The organism is Paenibacillus urinalis, from assembly GCF_028747985.1.
In the GTDB taxonomy this organism is placed as follows: Bacteria; Bacillota; Bacilli; order Paenibacillales; family Paenibacillaceae; genus Paenibacillus; species Paenibacillus urinalis.
Map to the genome: position 1 here is coordinate 4595001 of NZ_CP118108.1, position 18317 is coordinate 4613317.

The following is an 18317-nucleotide window of genomic DNA, read 5'->3' on the forward strand; positions in this document are numbered from 1 at the left end:
CTGAGCTGAGTCCATCCCAATGGCCTTGGAAGTAATCCCGCTGTCCTCTCCTGATTCCTGTATAGACCATACTCTTGTATAGGATGGAATACCCAGCAGCAGCTTGTCCGCTGGCACTTCATCTTCTACCATGATCTTGTTCATCGCCGCGGTCACCCATGGCAACGATGCAACAGATCCCGCCGTCGGGCTCGATGCCCAGTGTTCATCATAAGTCATGACCATCATGTAATCTGCAATTTCGCCTAATGCCCTGCGATCTAAAAATAAGGACCACATCTCACTGTTTGACTTCGGTGTAACGGCAATCGACAACACGAGGTCATTCTGCTTGGCGTAAGGACGGAGCTCTCTCATGAACTGAGTCACCAACGGCCCATCCTCTGTATACACATTCTCGAAATCTATATTAATCCCGTCGAGCTGATAGGCAGCAGCATATTCGATCATCTTCTGGATAATAGCCGTTCGTCGATCATAAGTAGAGAGTGCTTCTGCAGTCATATCCGGATCAAAGCTATTGCTGAGCAGTCCCCATACTTCCATCCCCAGCTCCTTGGCCTTATGAACGTATTCCAGATCACCTTTGCTCTCCACCAAGCCATTGCCATCAGTAATATCAAACCATGTCGGACTCACCACATTGACGCCCTTCATCGTCTGCAGGTTGGCCGGATCAGCTGCTCTATTGTATACGGCTTCCCATGCCAGATTAATTGTCTTCCCCTTCCAACGCTGTTCGGCTGCGGTGGGTACTGATTCAAGTGCCGGAACTGTCACCTTTTCTGTCGGCTTTATTTTGCCAGCAGTTGTATACCCCGCATAACCATCATCCATTTGAACATAATGCCAGTCTTCGTTCGAGGACCAAATCCTCACCCGATCCCCTGGATGCATCTGCGCGGTGATAGCGGAGCTGTTATCTGGCTCTTTATAGAGCGGAATTTCCTGCTCAGGATCTTTCCCTGCTGCTGAACCGTATTGAATCACTTCGCCTGCGTTCATTAGAAGCACAGCACCGGTCTCCATATCTTCGTGTACGGTAACGCCATACACTTCTTTTACTGCCTGCAACGGTACATAAGGTATTCCCTGTTCTTCAAAAGGTGCCGTATGAAGCTCATATTCCTTCGTATTCAGCTCTGCTTCCTCTTTACCGACATGCAGTCTCAATACTTTATCCGGTGAAGTTAATATAATCGCGCCATCCCCATCTTCATATCGCATTGCCGGATCGACAGCCTCCTGTAAAACAGGAAGCGGGAGCTGCAAGCTCTCGCCCGAGCCTACAGCTTCATAATCCATCAGCTCTCCATGTACAAAGATCGGTTTCGTAAAACCTCTCCAGTCTGCGTCTTCATATATATTTTGTGGATTAAATGTCGTGATCAATAAATAGATACCTACGCCAATAAATCCGATAGCTGCGATTCTTTTAGTAAAACTGGGCTTTCGCCTTCTCTTTTTGCGATAACCTTTTGCCAACTTGATGCTCCCCCATCCTATAGCAATTGCTTCTTAACTAATTCATAGCCGTTAGCCGCCGATCCCCAAAAATTTAAAAAGCGTGAGATACTCCCATTAAAGGAATTTCTCACGCTTATTGTATACACCTTTTACGATGGCCTGCAACTCTCGCATACACCGTACAATTCCAACCGTAAGCCGTTTACCTGAAAACCTGTATCCAGCCCGGCTCGTTCTTCCACATCAGCAAGCGAAGGATAATTGAAATCCCGAATGGTTCCGCAAGCTTCACAAATAATATGATAATGGTCTGTGACATTGGCATCAAACCTGCTCGCATTATCACCATACGCCAGCTCTCGTACCATACCGGCATTTGTAAACATCTTCAAATTATTATATACGGTCGCTACGCTCATGCTTGGAAACTGAGGCTCAAGAGCTCGATAAATCTCATCAGCTGTTGGATGTCCCATGGATTCCATCAGATAATTCAGTATCGCATGGCGCTGAGGCGTTATACGAACACCGGTCGTTTTTAATTGTTCTAATGCATGTTGGACACGTGTTGACATATGGCCCACCGCCTTACCTTTAATCATGCGCCTATAAAAAGAAAATAGATAGTCTCATAAAAACACAAAAATTACAGTAACCTTCATCACACAAATATATTGTAAAGTTTAATTCTAATTGTTGTCAACGCATGTAAGGCCAGCAATTCAGGGAATCTTTAATGAAATTCTAATAAAACAAGTGATCATTGCAGCATTTGATTCGTCCGATTCGTCTCCGTGTTCTCCCGGCTGGTCTCATCCTCCAATGTGGAGCGCTGGATTGTTATATCACTATTACCCTCTACTTGAACCTTATGCTCTCCTGTACCTGAGACGCCTGTAATCATCCTATTCTCAATCGTATAGGGAAGTTCGACGTTAAGATTACCGTAAGTGCTTGAGCCCGATACTTCGTAATCTCCTGTCTCAGGAATGGTTAACAAAATATCGCCGACAGCACTATAAATGTCCCAGTCTCCGCCGATCTGATTCGTATGGACTTGAACCGCTCCGTTCAGTGTCTCTAATCTTAACTTAGCTACCGGTTCATTTACGGTAATATTCCCGTTGCGTGTGCTGCCTGTAATATCCCCAACTATATCTGAGGCCTGTATTCGTCCGACAAGCGTTGTAAGATCTACACTGCCTGTCACTCCCTCTGCTCGAAGATCCCCGCGATTGGTATTCAGTACTGCACTTCCGATTACATCAGCTACCGATATATTCCCATTAAGGGTCTTAGCTTGAACATCTCCAATCGCATTATGAATATAGATCTTTCCATTCCCGCTCTCGACATCAATGCTGCTAATTGCCTCTGGCCGGTCAAGATATACAGAGCCATTAGAGGTTCTCACTTGAAGATCAAAGCGCCGGTCATCCGGGATCGTTATGGTCAGATTCATTCTAGGCTGGCGTTTAGATTCACTCCCATACCCTTGAGGGTCGGCGGCAATTTGGATCGTTTTCCCTTCTTGGGTATTAATCTCGGATGCATCTGCAATGGCCTGGGCTTCAACAGGCTCTACTTGATCCACCCATGCAATCGTCTTGACGACGACCGACTCTACATCGCCCCGGTTAATTCGAATGTCACCATTCACATTTTCAACGACAACGGCACCTGTTTCCATTTCAACTGGAATAGAAATCATTTCTTTTTCAATTTGGTTGTCAGCTGCCTCACTGTAATCCAGCGAAGCGGCACTTAAATTGAGACTCACTCGGTTCCACAGATGTGCGTAATGATCCTGCTGAGTCACAATAAAAATACAGCAGATCATAACACTTGCCGATAATATGCCTTTAAAATCGGGTCTGAATCTGTAGCGTGATTTCCTTTTTGCCTTGGGCCGTAATACTTGATTGAGCAGGAAGGCGATAATAAACTCAATCCCCCAAATGACCAGAATAAACGGCCAATAGTTAACTAGGCTGAAAACATACTCGGTCTGATAGACCTTGTCTATTATGAGCAGAATGCCAACGACAATGAGAAGGATCGATGCTGTATATCTCCCAATTCTTATTTTTAAGTAAGAGCCTGCACTCTTATTCATACGACGTTTCTTAAAAGTTAAGGACAATATCAGTTCTCGATTTAACAATAATAACCCTGCGATAACAAGGGCAGCGCCTACAGCATATAACCCATACTGGGCCAAATACAATTCAAGCCAGCGTGGTTTCTGTACAAACAGTACCATTAATCCACCGCCAAAGATCAGCAGCATACCAAAGGATAAGCCTCGCTCCCATCCCATAAAACCGATGCCTGGACGCAATATCGACGAGTCCTCACTTGGCTCCCCCGCTGTTTGTATACGGCGTTTCTTCATAAGCACCCAATCTGCTAATTGCAGAACATCATAAATATTGATGAAATAAATGACGGGTATGACGAGCGACAATAAAATAATTAACGGAACATTGATCTGAATCCCAATCGACGAGAAGTATAATAAGGCCGTTAAATCCAGCAGCAACAAGAAAATAAAAGTGAGGCCTTTAATGTACAAACCCAAATAAATATGACCCAAGCCAGGGAACAACGCAGACAATAAACCTGCAATAAACTTGTGCCAGTTACGCTGGAGCCGCCTTTTTGGACGCTTCGGGTTCGGATCGATATTCATCTGCATTTAAGGTGCTCACCTCCAATAGAACAATCGCATAATCTGCTTTTCTTTTGATACTACCCTATTCTTCTTCTATAGTAACTGGAAAGCTTATGTTGTTTGCAGCACAAACTTCCAAATTCCAAATATATTTTGTCTACAAAAAGACACCTTACTTCTCAAGTAACGAAAAGTAAAGTGTCAAAAATTTGTTTATTCCACTGATATGGACCTGAACTGATGACAGCTCTGCAGCTTGGTAACCAGATCCACGGTACTAAAATTGTTAGGAACAAGTACGTGCAGGGATACTTCCACATGAAGATTCAATTCAGATCGATAGCCGGGAGGACCCACTTCCAGATCACTCACCGTCATTTTCCGTATAATAATCTTCTCAGCCTCCATAAAGGCGGAAATCTTCTCAATCAGATTGGGAGATGAGTCTCCGCTTAGTGTTATTAAGTGCTGCTTGTTAGTTTTAAGGTATCGGCGTTCAACTTTATTAAATACCCACAGGTTCAGAAGTACCAGCAGCGTTGATATTACAGCGGCAAAATAGAAGCCTGCCCCTACAGCAAGACCTATGGCTGCGACTACCCATATCGAAGCTGCCGTCGTAAGCCCAGTGATGGATTTACCCGTAAACAGGATCGTTCCTGCTCCCAGAAAGCCCACGCCGGTAATAACGGCTGCCGCCAAACGTGCAGGGTCCATACGAACATTAACCTCATTTACAAAATCACCAAAGCCATAGACCGATAAGATCATAATTAATGATGAACCCAAACATACCAAAATATGAGTTCTGAAGCCTGCCGCATGGTTGGAGCGCTCGCGTTCAAGTCCGATAAGCCCTCCCATAAGCATGGCAAGGAGCAATCTAAGAAGTATGCTCCATTCACTGATATACCAAGGATCGTTCATTTGCATCTCTCCTTCCGTCAATCCTGTCTGAATTAAGAACGATCGTACATCCTATTCAAATGGAACGTCGTTAATTCCACATTCGGCGCAATCTCACAGCTCTGTACCGGCTCGAAGCCATACTTTTGATACAGCATTACAGCAGGTGTATTCTTCATGCCTGTCGACACAATAAATTTACGCACTTCTGAATACTGATCCAGCACATGCTGAATAAGCTGACCGGCAACACCTCTTCGAAAATGATTCGGATGAACCATCATTCTTGAGATCGTCAGGCTGTCTTCCCATTCCTGCTCCACCGAAATCGCCCCGATAAGCTCCATATCTTCATTTATATACCCATAAAACGTCTCTCCGCATTCCTGAAGACTGTCAATGGTATCAAGCAGTGGTGGAATGTCATGAAAGCCGATCAGCTCGGCCTCCAAGCGATACGCCATCTGCTGCAGTTTCCATACTTCCAGCATCAGGTCCCTGTCTTGCAAAGAAATATTTAGTATCATTTCCCTAACCAGCCCCCTAATTCAAAAAGAAGCCCGCCGCAATGGACGAGCTTCCGTGTTCAACGATCTTAAATCTATACTTAAAGGATACTACCGGTTCAAGACATCAGCAAGCAGCTTGTTTACCATACCCGGATTCGCCTTGCCTTTACTTTCCTTCATTACTTGACCCACAAGGAAGCCGATTGCTTTTTGCTTACCTGCTTTGTAGTCCTCAACCGATTGGGGGTTCGCAGCAACGACTTGCTCAACAATGCCAAGAATGGCTCCCTCATCACTGATCTGGACAAGACCTTTCTCCTCAACAATCTGCTGCGGCTTCTTGCCGCTCACAAGCATTTCCTTGAATACGGTCTTCGCGATCTTCGAGCTGATTGTGCCTTTCTCAATCAATCCAATCATTTCGCCAAGACCTTCACCCGTGATCGGAACCGCTGACAGCTCCTGATTCTCACTGTTCAGATAGCCAAGGAGATCTCCCATAATCCAGTTGGATACGGCTTTGGCGTCCGAAGTGTGCTTAAGACTCTCTTCGAACAGATCAGCTACCGCTTTGGAAGCTGTAATGACATCGGCATCATAGGAAGGCAGGCCGTACTCTGCCGTGTAACGCGCTTTACGCTCATCAGGAAGCTCTGGAATCGTAGCCTTTACCCGATCCTTCCATTCCTGATCAATATGAAGTGTGACAAGGTCTGGGTCTGGGAAGTAGCGATAATCATGAGCCTCTTCCTTGCTGCGCATGGACAGTGTCTTGCCCTGCGACTCATCCCAGCGGCGAGTTTCCTGAACGACCTCGTCTCCGTCATTCAACAGCTCAGCCTGGCGGTACTCCTCATATTCAAGACCGCGCTGTACACCACGGAAGGAGTTCATATTCTTCAGCTCAGCTTTGGTACCGAACTCTTTCTGTCCGTATGGACGCAAGCTGATATTGGCATCACAGCGCAGGGACCCTTCCTCCATCTTCACATCGGATACATCACAGTATTGCATGATGGAACGGATCTTCTCCAAATAAGCACGCGCTTCTTCCGGCGAAGAAATTTCTGGTTCTGATACAATCTCAACCAGTGGCGTACCTACTCTATTATAGTCCGCAAGTGTACCATAACCGCCATCCATATGAGTCAGCTTACCCGCATCCTCCTCCAGATGGAGACGTGTGATTCCGATACGCTTGGTTTCTCCGTTCACTTCAATATCTATCCAGCCATTCTCTCCAACAGGCTGATCATATTGAGAGATCTGATAGGCCTTAGGCGAATCAGGATAAAAATAGTTCTTGCGGTCAAATTTGCTTATATCTGCGATCGTACAGTTCAGAGCCATGGCTGCTTTCATCGCGTATTCGACCGCCTGACGGTTCAGCACCGGAAGAACCCCGGGATGTCCCAGGCAGATCGGACATGTATGTGTATTCGGCGGTGCACCAAACTCCGTGGAGCAGCCGCAGAAAATTTTAGATTTGGTATGCAGCTCTACATGGACTTCAAGCCCGATGACTGTCTCGTACTTGGATGTTGACATGATTCATTCTCCCTCTCTTTCCTTTAGGCCCTATAGCTGTGGCTGCTGTTTGTGATATTCCGTATGCTGCTCAAATGCATGGGCAACACGAAGAACGGTCGCTTCATCAAAAGCCTTGCCGATAATTTGCATTCCGACAGGCATTCCATCAGCAAAACCGCAAGGAATGCTAATCGCAGGCACACCTGCAAGGCTGACAGGAATCGTAAGGATATCGTTCAGATACATCGTCAGCGGATTGTCTACTTGAGAACCGAGCTTGAATGCTGTCGTAGGCGCTGTTGGTCCAATAATGACATCATAGTTCTTAAACACTTCGTCAAAATCATTCTTAATCAGCGTGCGGACTTTTTGAGCCTTCAAGTAATAGGCATCATAATAGCCTGAGCTGAGTGCGTATGTCCCGAGCATAATCCGGCGTTTCACTTCACTGCCGAAGCCCTCACTGCGGGATTTATGATACAGATCAAGCAAATTGTCAGGGTTGTCGGCACGAACGCCATAACGAACGCCATCAAATCTGGCAAGATTAGAAGATGCTTCAGAGGAAGCTAGCAAGTAATAGCTGGCTACAGCATACTCTGTATGCGGAAGAGATACCTCTTCCCAAGTTGCTCCAAGTCCTTCGAGGACTTTAAGCGCAGACATTACCGTCTCTTTCACGGAAGGATCTACGCCTTCGCCGATATATTCCTTAGGAACCCCGATCCGCAGACCTTTCACATCTCCGGTTAAGCTGCTCAGAAAATCAGGAACTTCGACATTGGCTGATGTCGAATCCATGGAATCATATCCGGATATCGCTTGAAGCACATAAGCAGAATCCTCGACATTCTTCGTAACCGGACCGATCTGATCGAGGGAAGAAGCAAATGCAACTAAGCCGAAACGGGAAACACGACCATAAGTCGGTTTCAAACCGACTACGCCGCAATAAGAGGCAGGCTGGCGAATCGAACCGCCCGTGTCGGAGCCGAGTGTGAAGTAGGCTTCTCCTGCTGCCACTGCCGCAGCTGAACCCCCGCTGGAGCCCCCGGGCACCCGATCCAGATCCCATGGATTACGCACCGGATAGAAGCTTGAGTTCTCGTTCGAGCCGCCCATCGCAAACTCGTCCATGTTCAGCTTGCCAAGTGTTACGATATCCGCTGCCTTCAGCTTCTTAACGACAGTCGCATCATAAACGGGAGTAAAGTTCGATAGGAACTGACTTGCACAGGTTGTACGAAGTCCCTCTGTCGAAATATTGTCCTTGATTCCTGCAGGCAGGCCAAATAGGAGTCCGCGGGCTTCGCCTGATACAAGCTTGTCATCCAGCCTTCTTGCAGCCTCCATTGCTCCTTCCTCATCAAGGGTGAGATACGCACGTACCTGCTCCTCAACTTGTCCTATTCTTGCATAAGATGCTGCAGTCAGCTCGGAAACCGAGATCTCTTTGGCATGCAGCTTATTATGTATCTCAGGTAGTGTAAGTTTAAGCAAACTCAAGATTATTAACCTCCCTAAAAAATAGCTTATTCAAGTACAGCCGGCACTCTGATCTGGCCATCTTCCTCATCAGGCGCGTTCAGCATTACTTTTTCAATCGGCAGGCTCTCCCGAACCTCATCTTCACGCATTACATTCGATACATGAAGCACGTGCGTAGTTGGTTCCACACCTTCTGTATCAAGCTCGTTCAGCTTCTCTGCATATTGTAAAATGGCATTCAGCTGCTCCGTCATCTGCGCTTCTTCTGCCTCGCTGAGATTAAGACGGGCCAGCTTGGCCACATGCTGCACATCCTGCTTCGTAATACTCATGCCTTCAAATCCTCCCTCTAAAAATACCTATACTAGTCATATTGTGTCCATTTTAACACGTCCATGCGGTGAATCAAATGAAAATACAAGTGTTACCCGATTATACCCAATACGCCTATCAATTCCAAGAATACAAAAAAGAGCCGGCAAATGCCGACCCTTATCATTCAAATCCACGCACGAAGATTGACTTGTTTTATAAAATCTGCTGTTGACATCGGTTCGCTTGCGGCCTCTTCCTCTTCCACGAGTTCCACTTTGTCGCCATTCATAAGCTGACGAAACAGTCTTTCGTTATGTGTCGCCAGAGCGTAATCAATCAGAGCTTCCCGCTCGACTCGCTCCGCCTCCTGCCTCAAGATCAAAGCTTCCGGCTCGACATCGCCGGTAGGTACGAAATAATTGCGGTTTACCTGAGGTACACGAATCACATAGTCAAAAGCGTTATCCGGGTTCCGGTCATATGCGATCACATAACCATACTCCCCTACAGGAAGATTCTGCTCAAAGGCGTCCGCGACGATGATAATTTTCTCCCCTAATTGTAGCATCGTCTACCTCCTGATTGTTATTGTCTGTCTAGTCTACTAAAAATAAAGAATGCTGTCTATGGAAAGAATGGGCTGAAAATGCACACAAAATAAAAAGAACGCAAACCGGGACTCGTCCGCAGTCTGCGTGCTTTGCAAAGTTAGTGGGTGTTTCAATAAAGATAATTGTAACCAATAATAAAAAATTTGTCTATATATTTTGAAGCATTTATCGACAGGATGTCCCAAATTAACGTCCAGGACGAACATAAGGATTATTTTGTTTCTCAAAACCAATCGTCGTCCTTGGGCCGTGGCCTGGATACACCTTAACATCATCTTCCAATGTATAAAGTGTATTCTGGATGGAGTGAATCAGGTCCCGCTCGCTTCCGCCTGGCAGATCGGTTCTTCCTACGCCGGCTCTGAACAGAACATCACCAGCAAACAGATCCTTACCGCATAAGAGACTCACGCTTCCTGGTGAATGCCCAGGTGTATGATACACGTGAAAGGTCTGTCCTACAAGCTCCAGCTTCATACCCGCTGCAAGATCATATTCCGCCGGACTCGCCGTAATCTCTCCGCCAAGCTCCGGCCAGCGCAGTGAACCGTTCCACTTTGCCGACGTAAGCCATTCGGCCTCAGCGGTATGCACATATACCGGACAGCCTTTCAGCTTGCGTATCTCCTCGACACCGCCAATATGATCAAAATGAGCATGGGTCAATATAATAGCCTCAATCTCCAAATCTTCGATTGCTCTGATCAGAGAAGCCGGATTCATCCCCGGGTCAATGATAAAAGCCTTGCCGCTGTCTTCTCCCTGCACCAAATAGGCATTGGTTTGCAGGGGACCTAGACTGAAAGTTCGTATGTTCAGCATTCTAAAAACCGGATATCAACTCATGCAGCTCCTTGACGATGACTGCTTGATATTCCGTTCCCTCCCCATAACGTCGTTTAATCTCCTGACGCGTCTCTGCCAGATTATTTTGATAATCCGCAGCCTCGCGGTCTGGATTATTCTCCTTGAAGGTAACCATTGCCTCCTGGACATGCTCAGGACGTGGGCCCCAGGTTCCCAGAACAGCACCGCCCGAGTCTGTAAAAATAACGACTGGAATCGAACGTCCACCCATGGTCAGGAACTGATCCATGATCTCCAGATGGTGCTCCATAATGAGCATGTCTACCGGCATATCCGTCGTTTCCAATGCCCGGAGCACGACAGGAATATTTCGAACGACATCACCGCACCAATCTGCAGCGATAATGACTGCTCGCAGGTCATCACGGTATTTCAAGCTGTCAAAGAAGGATTTATCTTCTTCGTTCGTCCACTCGAAACGGTTATACCAATCTAGAAAAGCTTCTTTATTCTGTGTCATACCCTCTATAAATTCTTGGGGGGACAATCCTTTACCGAACTTGTGTGATAAATTAGGAGCCATGAAAAGCACTTCCTTTCCCGTATTAGCATGATTTGAATTATTGATTACATATAAACTAATTCGGCTCTTAACAAACAGCAGCTGCCAGGAATGATAGGAAAACAAGGTCAAGCTGTTATCCTGCATCACAACGTTGCCTCTTATTGCAGCTCCATCTTCAATAATAGCTGATTTTTCGGCTGGGAGAAAGTCTACCGGAATCCGCAGCTATGCCCTGTGCTTGAGAATGGTCAAAAGTGTATCCGCCCTTCCCTCATCCGCATATGGTACCTAAAGAGGAGGTCGATCAGCATGAAAGAGCATTCCCGCTACGGCAAGCAGACAGCCCCATTCTCCAAGGGACCGGCACCCAAGCTTCCGTCCGCAAGAAAAATAAGACGTGCCTGCAGCAAGGAGCTGTACCGGACTGTAAAACGGATGAAGCTGTATATTGCCCCGGATTTAGTATCGCAAGGAGAGGACCTGTATTACCGCAAGGTCATCGCAAACCTGCTCTGGGTTACAGAGCATCAGGATAATCGCAAAGCCCAGTGCGACTGGTGGGACACCGAGGTGCTTCCCGAGCTGTCCGAGCTGTGGAACGTGCCTGCTGCCAAGCTGTCCAGCGCCTTCCGAGACGCTTACGGCGGTTAGAACTTATGTAGAGCGGCCCAGACTATGCCAATTTCTTCTCTCCATCCGCTAGGCTCAACAAACAAGATACCCGCCCGGTACAAAATAGCGATGCAAGATGTTCGGCTAGTGACTACAAGCGCTCCACCGGCAGCTTCCAGGCTGCGATTAATACAAGCAGCATCCAAAATAAAGGATAGCTGAAGTCGAAATCGACTGCGCCATGAAGCATGACAATCAAGCACACGGGAATGGTCTCCCGACTATGACGTAACAGCAGGCGCAGGATGTAAGCGAATAGGAGCAGCATGAGCATAAGCCCCATGACACCGGTATCGAGGAATAGATCCAGATATCCGCTGTGCACTTCTGTGCCAATATACGGTGAGGATTGGACCGTATATACCGCATGCTTCCATGCGTCCCCGCCATGCCCAAGCCAAGGGGAGCGCACACCATATAGCACCGCATCACGCCACATCGCCTCCCTCGCAAACCAAGTTGCGCCGGAGGTGATTCTGCTGATGGCGGTATGGTACACCAGCCCCGCTGCACCCGTCAGTGCAGCAAGGGCCACGCACGCGGCAGCCACGCGGTGTCCGCGTGCCAGCAGGGCATGGAGCAGCAGCGCGAATACGAGCGCTGCGATCTCGCCCCCGGCCAGCAGCATGAGGCCGGGGAGTGGAGCCGGCGCGAGTGCAGCGCCGGCAAGGGCGTGATGTGCGAGCGCGGCGCATAAGAGCGGCGGCGCACTCGCACAGAGCAGCGGCAGGCGCCTGCCTTGCCGCTGAAGCAGGAGCAGTGCGAGTGCGCTCAGCAGCAGCGCGAGCCATGCTCCGCGCGACTCGCTGATGAGGAGCGCGGTCGCAGCTGGGAACAGGCCGAGGGCCGTTTCTGCCACCTTCCTCAGCTCGCCTGCCGGGGAGCTGGAGCATGCCGAAGCGGCTGAAGCCAGCCGCTCCAAGAAGAACATCCCGACCAGCACGCCGTACGCGTTAGGGTATTCGACCAAGCCCGCAAGTCTGGCACCATAGGCACTCAGCAGAGGATCATCCGTCCGCATTACTGCATTAGGAAGGACAAGCAGACCGCATACGGCCAGTAATCCGCTTAGCGTCATCAGCCAGCCCATCAGCTGAAAGCCTGCAGAGATCCACTTTTTTCCTCTTATAGAATGTCCAAGAATACAGCAGCCTGCGGCGAACACACTAATGACAAAAAATTGCATGAGGCTGTCTCTTGTTCCATTGAGGCTTACCGGATTTCCAAAGAGCAGGTGCCACGCATAGATCAATGCGATGAGCAGCGGTATCAAAACAAGGGGTGTATGATTGTACATTATTTTTGCTGAATTTGAAGACGTATTAATGGTGAACAGCCACAATCCAAGCAGCACAGCCGGGAACCAGACGCTGATCCCTTCCCATGTGAAAGAGAAGAACAACCCCTGATGCAGACAAGCATACACGAGCACTGCCGTAACGAGCAGTCCGATTGAATCTAAGGCATGAATGGCCAACCCTTTATCCGATTTGCTCGTTCGTATTGAATCTGTATGCTGCATTTAAGGAAGCTCCCTTTTCTACTAGAATTCATTCACTGGAATGTTCTCCTATTACTATTGCCTAACCCAAAAAAGCCCAACCCTTCCGGGCTGGACTTTTGAAACATATGGCAGGTAGGTTGTGAGATTACAATTGGAGAGGACAAGATCCCCTTACTTTGCTGCTCCCACCGGTAACCGATCTGCGCATGCTCTTTCCAAGTAAGGATTAACATGCAAGAAATCACGATATGCCGTATACTCATTCCACAACTGATCTGTATCTCCAGCATTTCCCTTTACAGCGCGAATCAGAATATTCTTGGGTGTATGCTCCATATCGATGAATTCCAGCAGCTGTGTACGGTAGCCCATAATATCAAGCAGCTTGGCACGAATGGCATCTGTAGCAAGGGCAGCAAACCGTTCCTTGAGAATCCCGTGTGATAATAAAGGATTCATGACATTTGCCTCCATCTGAGCAAACAGCTCATGCTGACAGCACGGAACTGATAATATTACGGATGCGCCCCAGCGCACCGCCTTCTCAAGAGCAGCATCTGTTGCTGTATCGCAGGCATGAAGTGTAACGACCATATCCACCTGTTCAAGCTCATTGTATTCTGCAATGTCCCCTACCAGAAATTTCAGCCCAGTATAGCCCAGATTCTTGCCGATTTGGCTGCAATGCTCGATCACATCTGCCTTCAAATCCAGACCTACGACCTGAAGCTTCCTGCGCTGCTGCACAGCCAAGTAATGGTATAGAGCAAAGGTAAGATACGATTTGCCACAGCCAAAATCGACAATCGTAATCGGTCGTCCCTGCGGCAAATTAGGCAGTACATCCTCCACCATTTCAAGGAAGCGATTGATCTGCTTGAACTTATCATATTTACGGGCATGCACCTTGCCTTCATCGCTCATAATACCGAGCTCAATCAGGAAGGGAATCGGCTTGCCGTCCTCTAGCACATAACGTTTCTTCCGATTATGAGACAAATCCGCCTCCTGCTTGGAGGGAGTTTTGGTCAAGATCGACACTTTGTACTTCTTGCTGATCAAGATCTGATAGTCGGCTTCAGGAGTACAAATCATGCCTTGCCGAAAAGTCTCCTCAAATAATTGCTTCATCCGCTCAGCAGCTTCATCCGGGATCAAATTATCGTGAGTTACTTTATTGTTCTGATGGTATGCAAATTGGTAATGGAGTTTGTTTTTAAGCAGAACCGGCTTAACCTGCACTTTAGTGAAGGTCTGTCCTTCTTTCTTGCGAAGCTGACTTAGTGTAGCCGTAATCAGTCCCTGCTCTTCAAAAATACCTTCAATTAATTTTCGTAATGAATCCAAAGGGTACATCTCACTTTCTATGGTTAACATTGTTCTTTGAGTAACAATAACATATCAGAACACATTGTCCAGCTCAGCTTGTCTTATAAAGCCAGCACCGGCAGGTCTATCCTACTTATCTGCCCTGCAATTCCCGAAGTCCTTCCTCCACTTCTGTGCGAGGCAGACCTCCCGCTTCAAGCTGTACATCCTCTTGCAGCAGCAGACGCTTGTAGAACTCAGCCGCCTCCTGTGCATATTGCTCCTGCCTGCTCAAGCGATACCAGCTGTTCTCCGCCTCGTCATATCGTCCCGCTTTCTCGTGATATAACGCCTTTAGTCTTTCCGTCTTCTCAGGCAGCTCATACCCTTTAATTTCCTCCAGCAATGCCGCAACGCGTTCAGGTGCACTTAAGATCTCTCTGTTTGCCCCATGAAGCAGGCTATATAAATATAAATGCAGAGCTTTCATCCAGCGGACAAGTGCTTGATCAGTCGACCCTTGATCCATGTACACTCGGCCTTCCTCTTCCATAATTCGTGCCACTTGCTGGACCTTGTCTACTTCCACACCGTCACCAAGCCGGAACAAATCGATGATATCTTCAACCGGAAGAGAGTTCAGCAGCTGAGAATTAAGCCGGAACTGGCGTTTAAGCCACTCATCCAGCTCCCATAAGGCATCAATATGCATTTTCTTCTGCTTCAGCTCAAACACTTTACCGATCATTTCCGTCATTTCCTCCACCATGCGGAGGAGATAATCTCTTCTAAACATCAGCGTCTCTTCTCCTTTGGCCGTCTGTCCGAAGCACGGAGCGGCTTATCCGTGAGTTCTGAGCGTTCCAGCACTCCATTTAAATTGTACCCGGAATATAAGGAAAAAGCCAAACATGAAAGACTTTGTTGTAAGAAGCTGATTGTAAAATATGAGGCTCTTTGATTCCACGAAACTGTGCAAGCAATATAAAAAGCAGGCCCGGATAATTACCCCAAGCCTGCTGTCTAACCATTTATATAGATACAGCACTTATTTTACATTATTATTCATAAAGCTGGTAAGCGCACGAAGGAATTCATCCGGCTGCTCAACCATACTCATATGACCAGCATCTGTGATAAGCGACTGCGTTACTCTCGGGCTGTCTGAAGTAAAGGTCCGATCCGGCGGCACAACGGCATCCTGTTCTCCCGCTATTAACAGCACGGGAACACTCGCTTCATCCAGCACATGCCGCAGGTCAGGACGTTCCTTCATGGCGATGGCCGTATTGGATGCTCCCTGAGGAGAAGTCCGATAACCAATCTCCCGGACTCGATCTATCTTGGATACCATCGTCGTCTGGTGCTCTGCTGCAAACAGATTAGGAACCAAAGCATCCACAAAGGGTTGAATCCCTTCCGTTTGAATAGTGGACACTGCTCTGAGACGCTTTTCTTTGGCCTCGTCACTGTCTGGATAAGCCGTTGAATGGATTAAGCCAAAGGCATTAAGCCGATCAGGATATCTGTCTGCAATAGATAGTGTGAGGTATCCTCCTAAGGAATGGCCGAAAACACTAGCTTGCTGAATACCCAAATGATTGAGCAGCTCCACGATATCATCTGCCATATCGCTAATACTGCAGCTGTTGTTAGGCGTCCCCGATTCCCCATGACCTCTGAGATCCGGTACGATACAGCGATATTGCTTCACTAATTGAGGCAATACCTCTTCAAAGTAGTCAGAGCTTCCGCAATAACCATGCAGCAATACCACCGGTTGTCCTTCTCCATGATCTCTATAAGCGATAACATGATTTCCTAATTGTACTTTTTCCATTACATTCGCCCTCTTTCTGTTAGCATGGATCATGAAATCCAGTATTACATACATTAAGCAATTCAGACTCTGCTGAACCAGTTTGCAATTGAAATCCCTCATGAGCAGCCAACGCAAGCTCACGCGCCATATTCATTACCCGATGTAGAGAAGTCATCTGAAGCAGCGTATACGGCTTGGGGCCATTCACGTTAACAATACCGGCAATGCTGTAATGACCGACAGCAGGCAGGTCTCCTTTTACCGATTCAGCAGGTACCAGTGAACGCTCCCGGCAGAGGTAATCACCAACGTCAACTGCAGAGCCCAGGCAAGCATCAATCGCAATGACTACATGGTCAGCGGGAATTGTGCGGATCATTTGCTTCAATGTTGCAGCATCACAGGGGTTCGGCAGCGTACCCATCACGTGCTGAAATCCGTACTCTACTAAATAGCTTCCGGTAAGCGGACCCAATGCATCACCTGTGGAACGATCTGTTCCGATACATACAAAGGTTAATTTATCTATAGAATGGTGCGCTGCAATCTGTTTGAAGAATGAAGCAAGAGCTCCTTTTCCACTTCTTTTGTGACCAGAGGCTGTTGTCCTGGATGTTGTCGATGTGAATTTGGACAAGGGTTCACGAACCTCCTCTTTATCTCTTTATCTTTCTATCCTGATGCTTACATGATACAATACGAACAAACTTTAATGAAGTCGAAAGGAATGGACGGAACATGGATTTAACCCAAAAAAATCAGCAGAACATCGAGTTTATGATTGATGCCATCAAGTCTAAACTAAGAATGGCGAGTGCCTCTGCGCTCCAGTCATCCGCGTTCACAGTAGCTCAGTACGACGATATCCTGGATATTTACGAAATCGTTAATTCCAAAAGCAATCTCAGTATTTCCGAAGTAGAGGCGCTCGTATCCGAACTCGGCCGTCTCCGCGCATAACGAACAGCCCCTTCCTGCCTAATGGCAGAATAGGGGCAGTTTTTTTATTGGTCTTTGAATGATGGTTCTAATCCAGATGAATTCTCATGTTGAAGAACAAACACAGGCTGTGCGGTACCCACAACGGTTCCGGCATCATTACGAATGTCCTGTGAGAATTGTTTCCTTAATGCGTTCAAGGTTGCCTGATTACGATAACCGATTTGCTCAAGTATCGATGCGGTGATCAGTCCCCACTCCTCTTCGGAGCCATCGAGAACCTTGAAGCTGATCCCCAGCCGCTCCTCCCGGAGAGCAAAACAAAACACGCCTTGAAATCCGCCCTTGGCAACGATATTCGAATCCTGAAGCAGAACCGTATCTACTCTGCCTGTTCCTCCCACCATTTCTGGTGCTGTATTCATCGCTGCAGTAATAAGCTGCGCAGCCTGCCGGGTAGATTCATCTGCAATCAAATCCGGACAAGCCAGTTTAAGAAAGGCTCTCGCCATTCCTGAAATAGGCAGCGCATAGACCGGAAATCCGCAGCCATCGGTTCCTGGAGACAGCTCCTCCTGTGATACCTCTGTAAGTTGTGAAATCACTTCTTTGATTTCCTGCTGCACAGGATGAAGCGGATCGGCATAAGTACTAGCGTCAGCCCCCTTCAGCTTCGTATAGGCAAGTACCCCCATATGTTTACCTGAGCAGTTATGAAGAATTCTTCGTTTATGCCCTTCCTTCTTGATATACTCCGTTCTGCTCTCTTCATGGAGCGGATAACTCGGAGCACAGACCAGCCCTGTCTCATCTACTCCGATCTTATTTTTCATCTGCATCAATACACGCTGGTGAAAATCCTCCGAGCGATGGGAGGAGACCATCAGGGCAATTTCCTCGGAAGTGAAGCCATATTTCTCTTGTATACCAGCCCTAATGCCCGGTATGGCTTGAAGTGGTTTGGCCGCAGAGCGGGTAAAGGTCTTAAAATGGGGGTCACCTGCGAAATAGACAACTTTTCCTTTTTCATTCACTATTGATATATGACCGCGGTGTGCGCTTTCCATTACACCACCCCGGAATTCGGTTAATAATAATGCATCTAACATGTTTTTCTCTCCTTCTCAAGGAACTTGCTAGCCGCTTGGTTTGTACCAAAACGAACACCATAGTACAGTATAGTACAAAGAAACCATTTTG

General features: G+C 47.4%; 19 protein-coding genes (1 of these 19 only partly in view). 2 read left to right on the forward strand and 17 right to left on the reverse strand.

From position 1 onward, the window contains the following. From PUW25_RS21310 to PUW25_RS21360, 11 genes are all read right to left on the reverse strand, one after another. On the reverse strand, nt 1-1485 hold the 5' portion of the coding sequence (locus tag PUW25_RS21310) for a glycosyl hydrolase family 18 protein (RefSeq protein ID WP_047913765.1). Its footprint begins 234 nt before the window's first position; 1485 of the gene's 1719 nt are visible here — the first part of the coding sequence; its start codon is at nt 1483-1485; its stop codon lies off the left edge, out of view. A gap of 131 nt (nt 1486-1616) precedes the next feature. Continuing rightward, complete coding sequence (locus PUW25_RS21315; RefSeq protein WP_047913764.1) at nt 1617-2042, reverse strand: Fur family transcriptional regulator; 426 nt, start codon at nt 2040-2042, stop codon at nt 1617-1619. Between the two features lie 185 nt (nt 2043-2227). Then, the gene (locus PUW25_RS21320; RefSeq protein WP_052512264.1) at nt 2228-4165 is read right to left on the reverse strand and encodes a DUF4097 family beta strand repeat-containing protein; all 1938 of its coding nucleotides are present in this window, start codon (nt 4163-4165) and stop codon (nt 2228-2230) included. Between the two features lie 189 nt (nt 4166-4354). After that, nucleotides 4355-5068, reverse strand: coding sequence for an MgtC/SapB family protein (locus PUW25_RS21325; RefSeq protein ID WP_047913763.1), 714 nt, complete (start codon nt 5066-5068; stop codon nt 4355-4357). Nucleotides 5069-5100: 32 nt separating this feature from the next. Further along, nucleotides 5101-5574, reverse strand: coding sequence for a GNAT family N-acetyltransferase (locus PUW25_RS21330; protein WP_047913762.1), 474 nt, complete (start codon nt 5572-5574; stop codon nt 5101-5103). 90 nt (nt 5575-5664) lie between these two features. Next, nucleotides 5665-7104, reverse strand: a complete 1440-nt coding sequence (gene gatB, locus PUW25_RS21335; RefSeq protein WP_047913761.1) for an Asp-tRNA(Asn)/Glu-tRNA(Gln) amidotransferase subunit GatB — start codon at nt 7102-7104, stop codon at nt 5665-5667. 30 nt (nt 7105-7134) lie between these two features. Further along, nucleotides 7135-8592 (reverse strand): Asp-tRNA(Asn)/Glu-tRNA(Gln) amidotransferase subunit GatA, encoded by a 1458-nt coding sequence (gene gatA / locus PUW25_RS21340; RefSeq protein ID WP_047913760.1) that lies wholly within the window; start codon nt 8590-8592, stop codon nt 7135-7137. 26 nt (nt 8593-8618) lie between these two features. Next, on the reverse strand, nt 8619-8906 hold the full coding sequence (gene gatC, locus PUW25_RS21345; RefSeq protein WP_047913759.1) for an Asp-tRNA(Asn)/Glu-tRNA(Gln) amidotransferase subunit GatC: 288 nt from the start codon (nt 8904-8906) through the stop codon (nt 8619-8621). Nucleotides 8907-9073: 167 nt separating this feature from the next. Further along, complete coding sequence (locus tag PUW25_RS21350; protein ID WP_047913758.1) at nt 9074-9457, reverse strand: hypothetical protein; 384 nt, start codon at nt 9455-9457, stop codon at nt 9074-9076. Between the two features lie 229 nt (nt 9458-9686). Continuing rightward, nucleotides 9687-10322 (reverse strand): MBL fold metallo-hydrolase, encoded by a 636-nt coding sequence (locus tag PUW25_RS21355; protein ID WP_047913757.1) that lies wholly within the window; start codon nt 10320-10322, stop codon nt 9687-9689. 1 nt (nt 10323) lies between these two features. Continuing rightward, nucleotides 10324-10890: a thioredoxin family protein gene (locus PUW25_RS21360; protein WP_274337487.1), complete on the reverse strand. Its 567-nt coding sequence runs from the start codon at nt 10888-10890 to the stop codon at nt 10324-10326. A gap of 291 nt (nt 10891-11181) precedes the next feature. Here PUW25_RS21360 and PUW25_RS21365 point away from each other — a divergent pair, with 291 nt between their 5' ends. Further along, nucleotides 11182-11523 carry a hypothetical protein gene (locus PUW25_RS21365; protein ID WP_047913756.1) on the forward strand — a complete coding sequence of 114 codons (342 nt, stop codon included), beginning with the start codon at nt 11182-11184 and terminating at the stop codon, nt 11521-11523. 112 nt (nt 11524-11635) lie between these two features. Here PUW25_RS21365 and PUW25_RS21370 read toward each other — a convergent pair whose 3' ends face one another. From PUW25_RS21370 to yyaC, 5 genes are all read right to left on the reverse strand, one after another. Further along, the gene (locus PUW25_RS21370) at nt 11636-13066 is read right to left on the reverse strand and encodes an O-antigen ligase family protein (protein WP_047913755.1); all 1431 of its coding nucleotides are present in this window, start codon (nt 13064-13066) and stop codon (nt 11636-11638) included. 153 nt (nt 13067-13219) lie between these two features. Next, a complete protein-coding gene (locus tag PUW25_RS21375) occupies nt 13220-14404 on the reverse strand; it encodes a class I SAM-dependent methyltransferase (protein ID WP_081872743.1) in 1185 nt (394 codons plus the stop codon). Between the two features lie 106 nt (nt 14405-14510). Further along, nucleotides 14511-15152, reverse strand: a complete 642-nt coding sequence (locus PUW25_RS21380; RefSeq protein WP_047913753.1) for a DUF6483 family protein — start codon at nt 15150-15152, stop codon at nt 14511-14513. A gap of 252 nt (nt 15153-15404) precedes the next feature. Then, nucleotides 15405-16196 carry an alpha/beta fold hydrolase gene (locus PUW25_RS21385; protein WP_047913752.1) on the reverse strand — a complete coding sequence of 264 codons (792 nt, stop codon included), beginning with the start codon at nt 16194-16196 and terminating at the stop codon, nt 15405-15407. 19 nt (nt 16197-16215) lie between these two features. Beyond that, a complete protein-coding gene (yyaC, locus tag PUW25_RS21390; protein WP_047913751.1) occupies nt 16216-16815 on the reverse strand; it encodes a spore protease YyaC in 600 nt (199 codons plus the stop codon). Nucleotides 16816-16916: 101 nt separating this feature from the next. Between yyaC and PUW25_RS21395 the strand changes: the two genes are divergently transcribed. Beyond that, nucleotides 16917-17138 carry a DUF1128 domain-containing protein gene (locus tag PUW25_RS21395; protein ID WP_047913750.1) on the forward strand — a complete coding sequence of 74 codons (222 nt, stop codon included), beginning with the start codon at nt 16917-16919 and terminating at the stop codon, nt 17136-17138. Between the two features lie 44 nt (nt 17139-17182). Here the strand turns inward: PUW25_RS21395 and PUW25_RS21400 are convergent, their stop codons facing one another. Next, nucleotides 17183-18226, reverse strand: a complete 1044-nt coding sequence (locus PUW25_RS21400) for an asparaginase (RefSeq protein ID WP_047913749.1) — start codon at nt 18224-18226, stop codon at nt 17183-17185. Between the last annotated feature and the right edge of the window lie 91 nt (nt 18227-18317).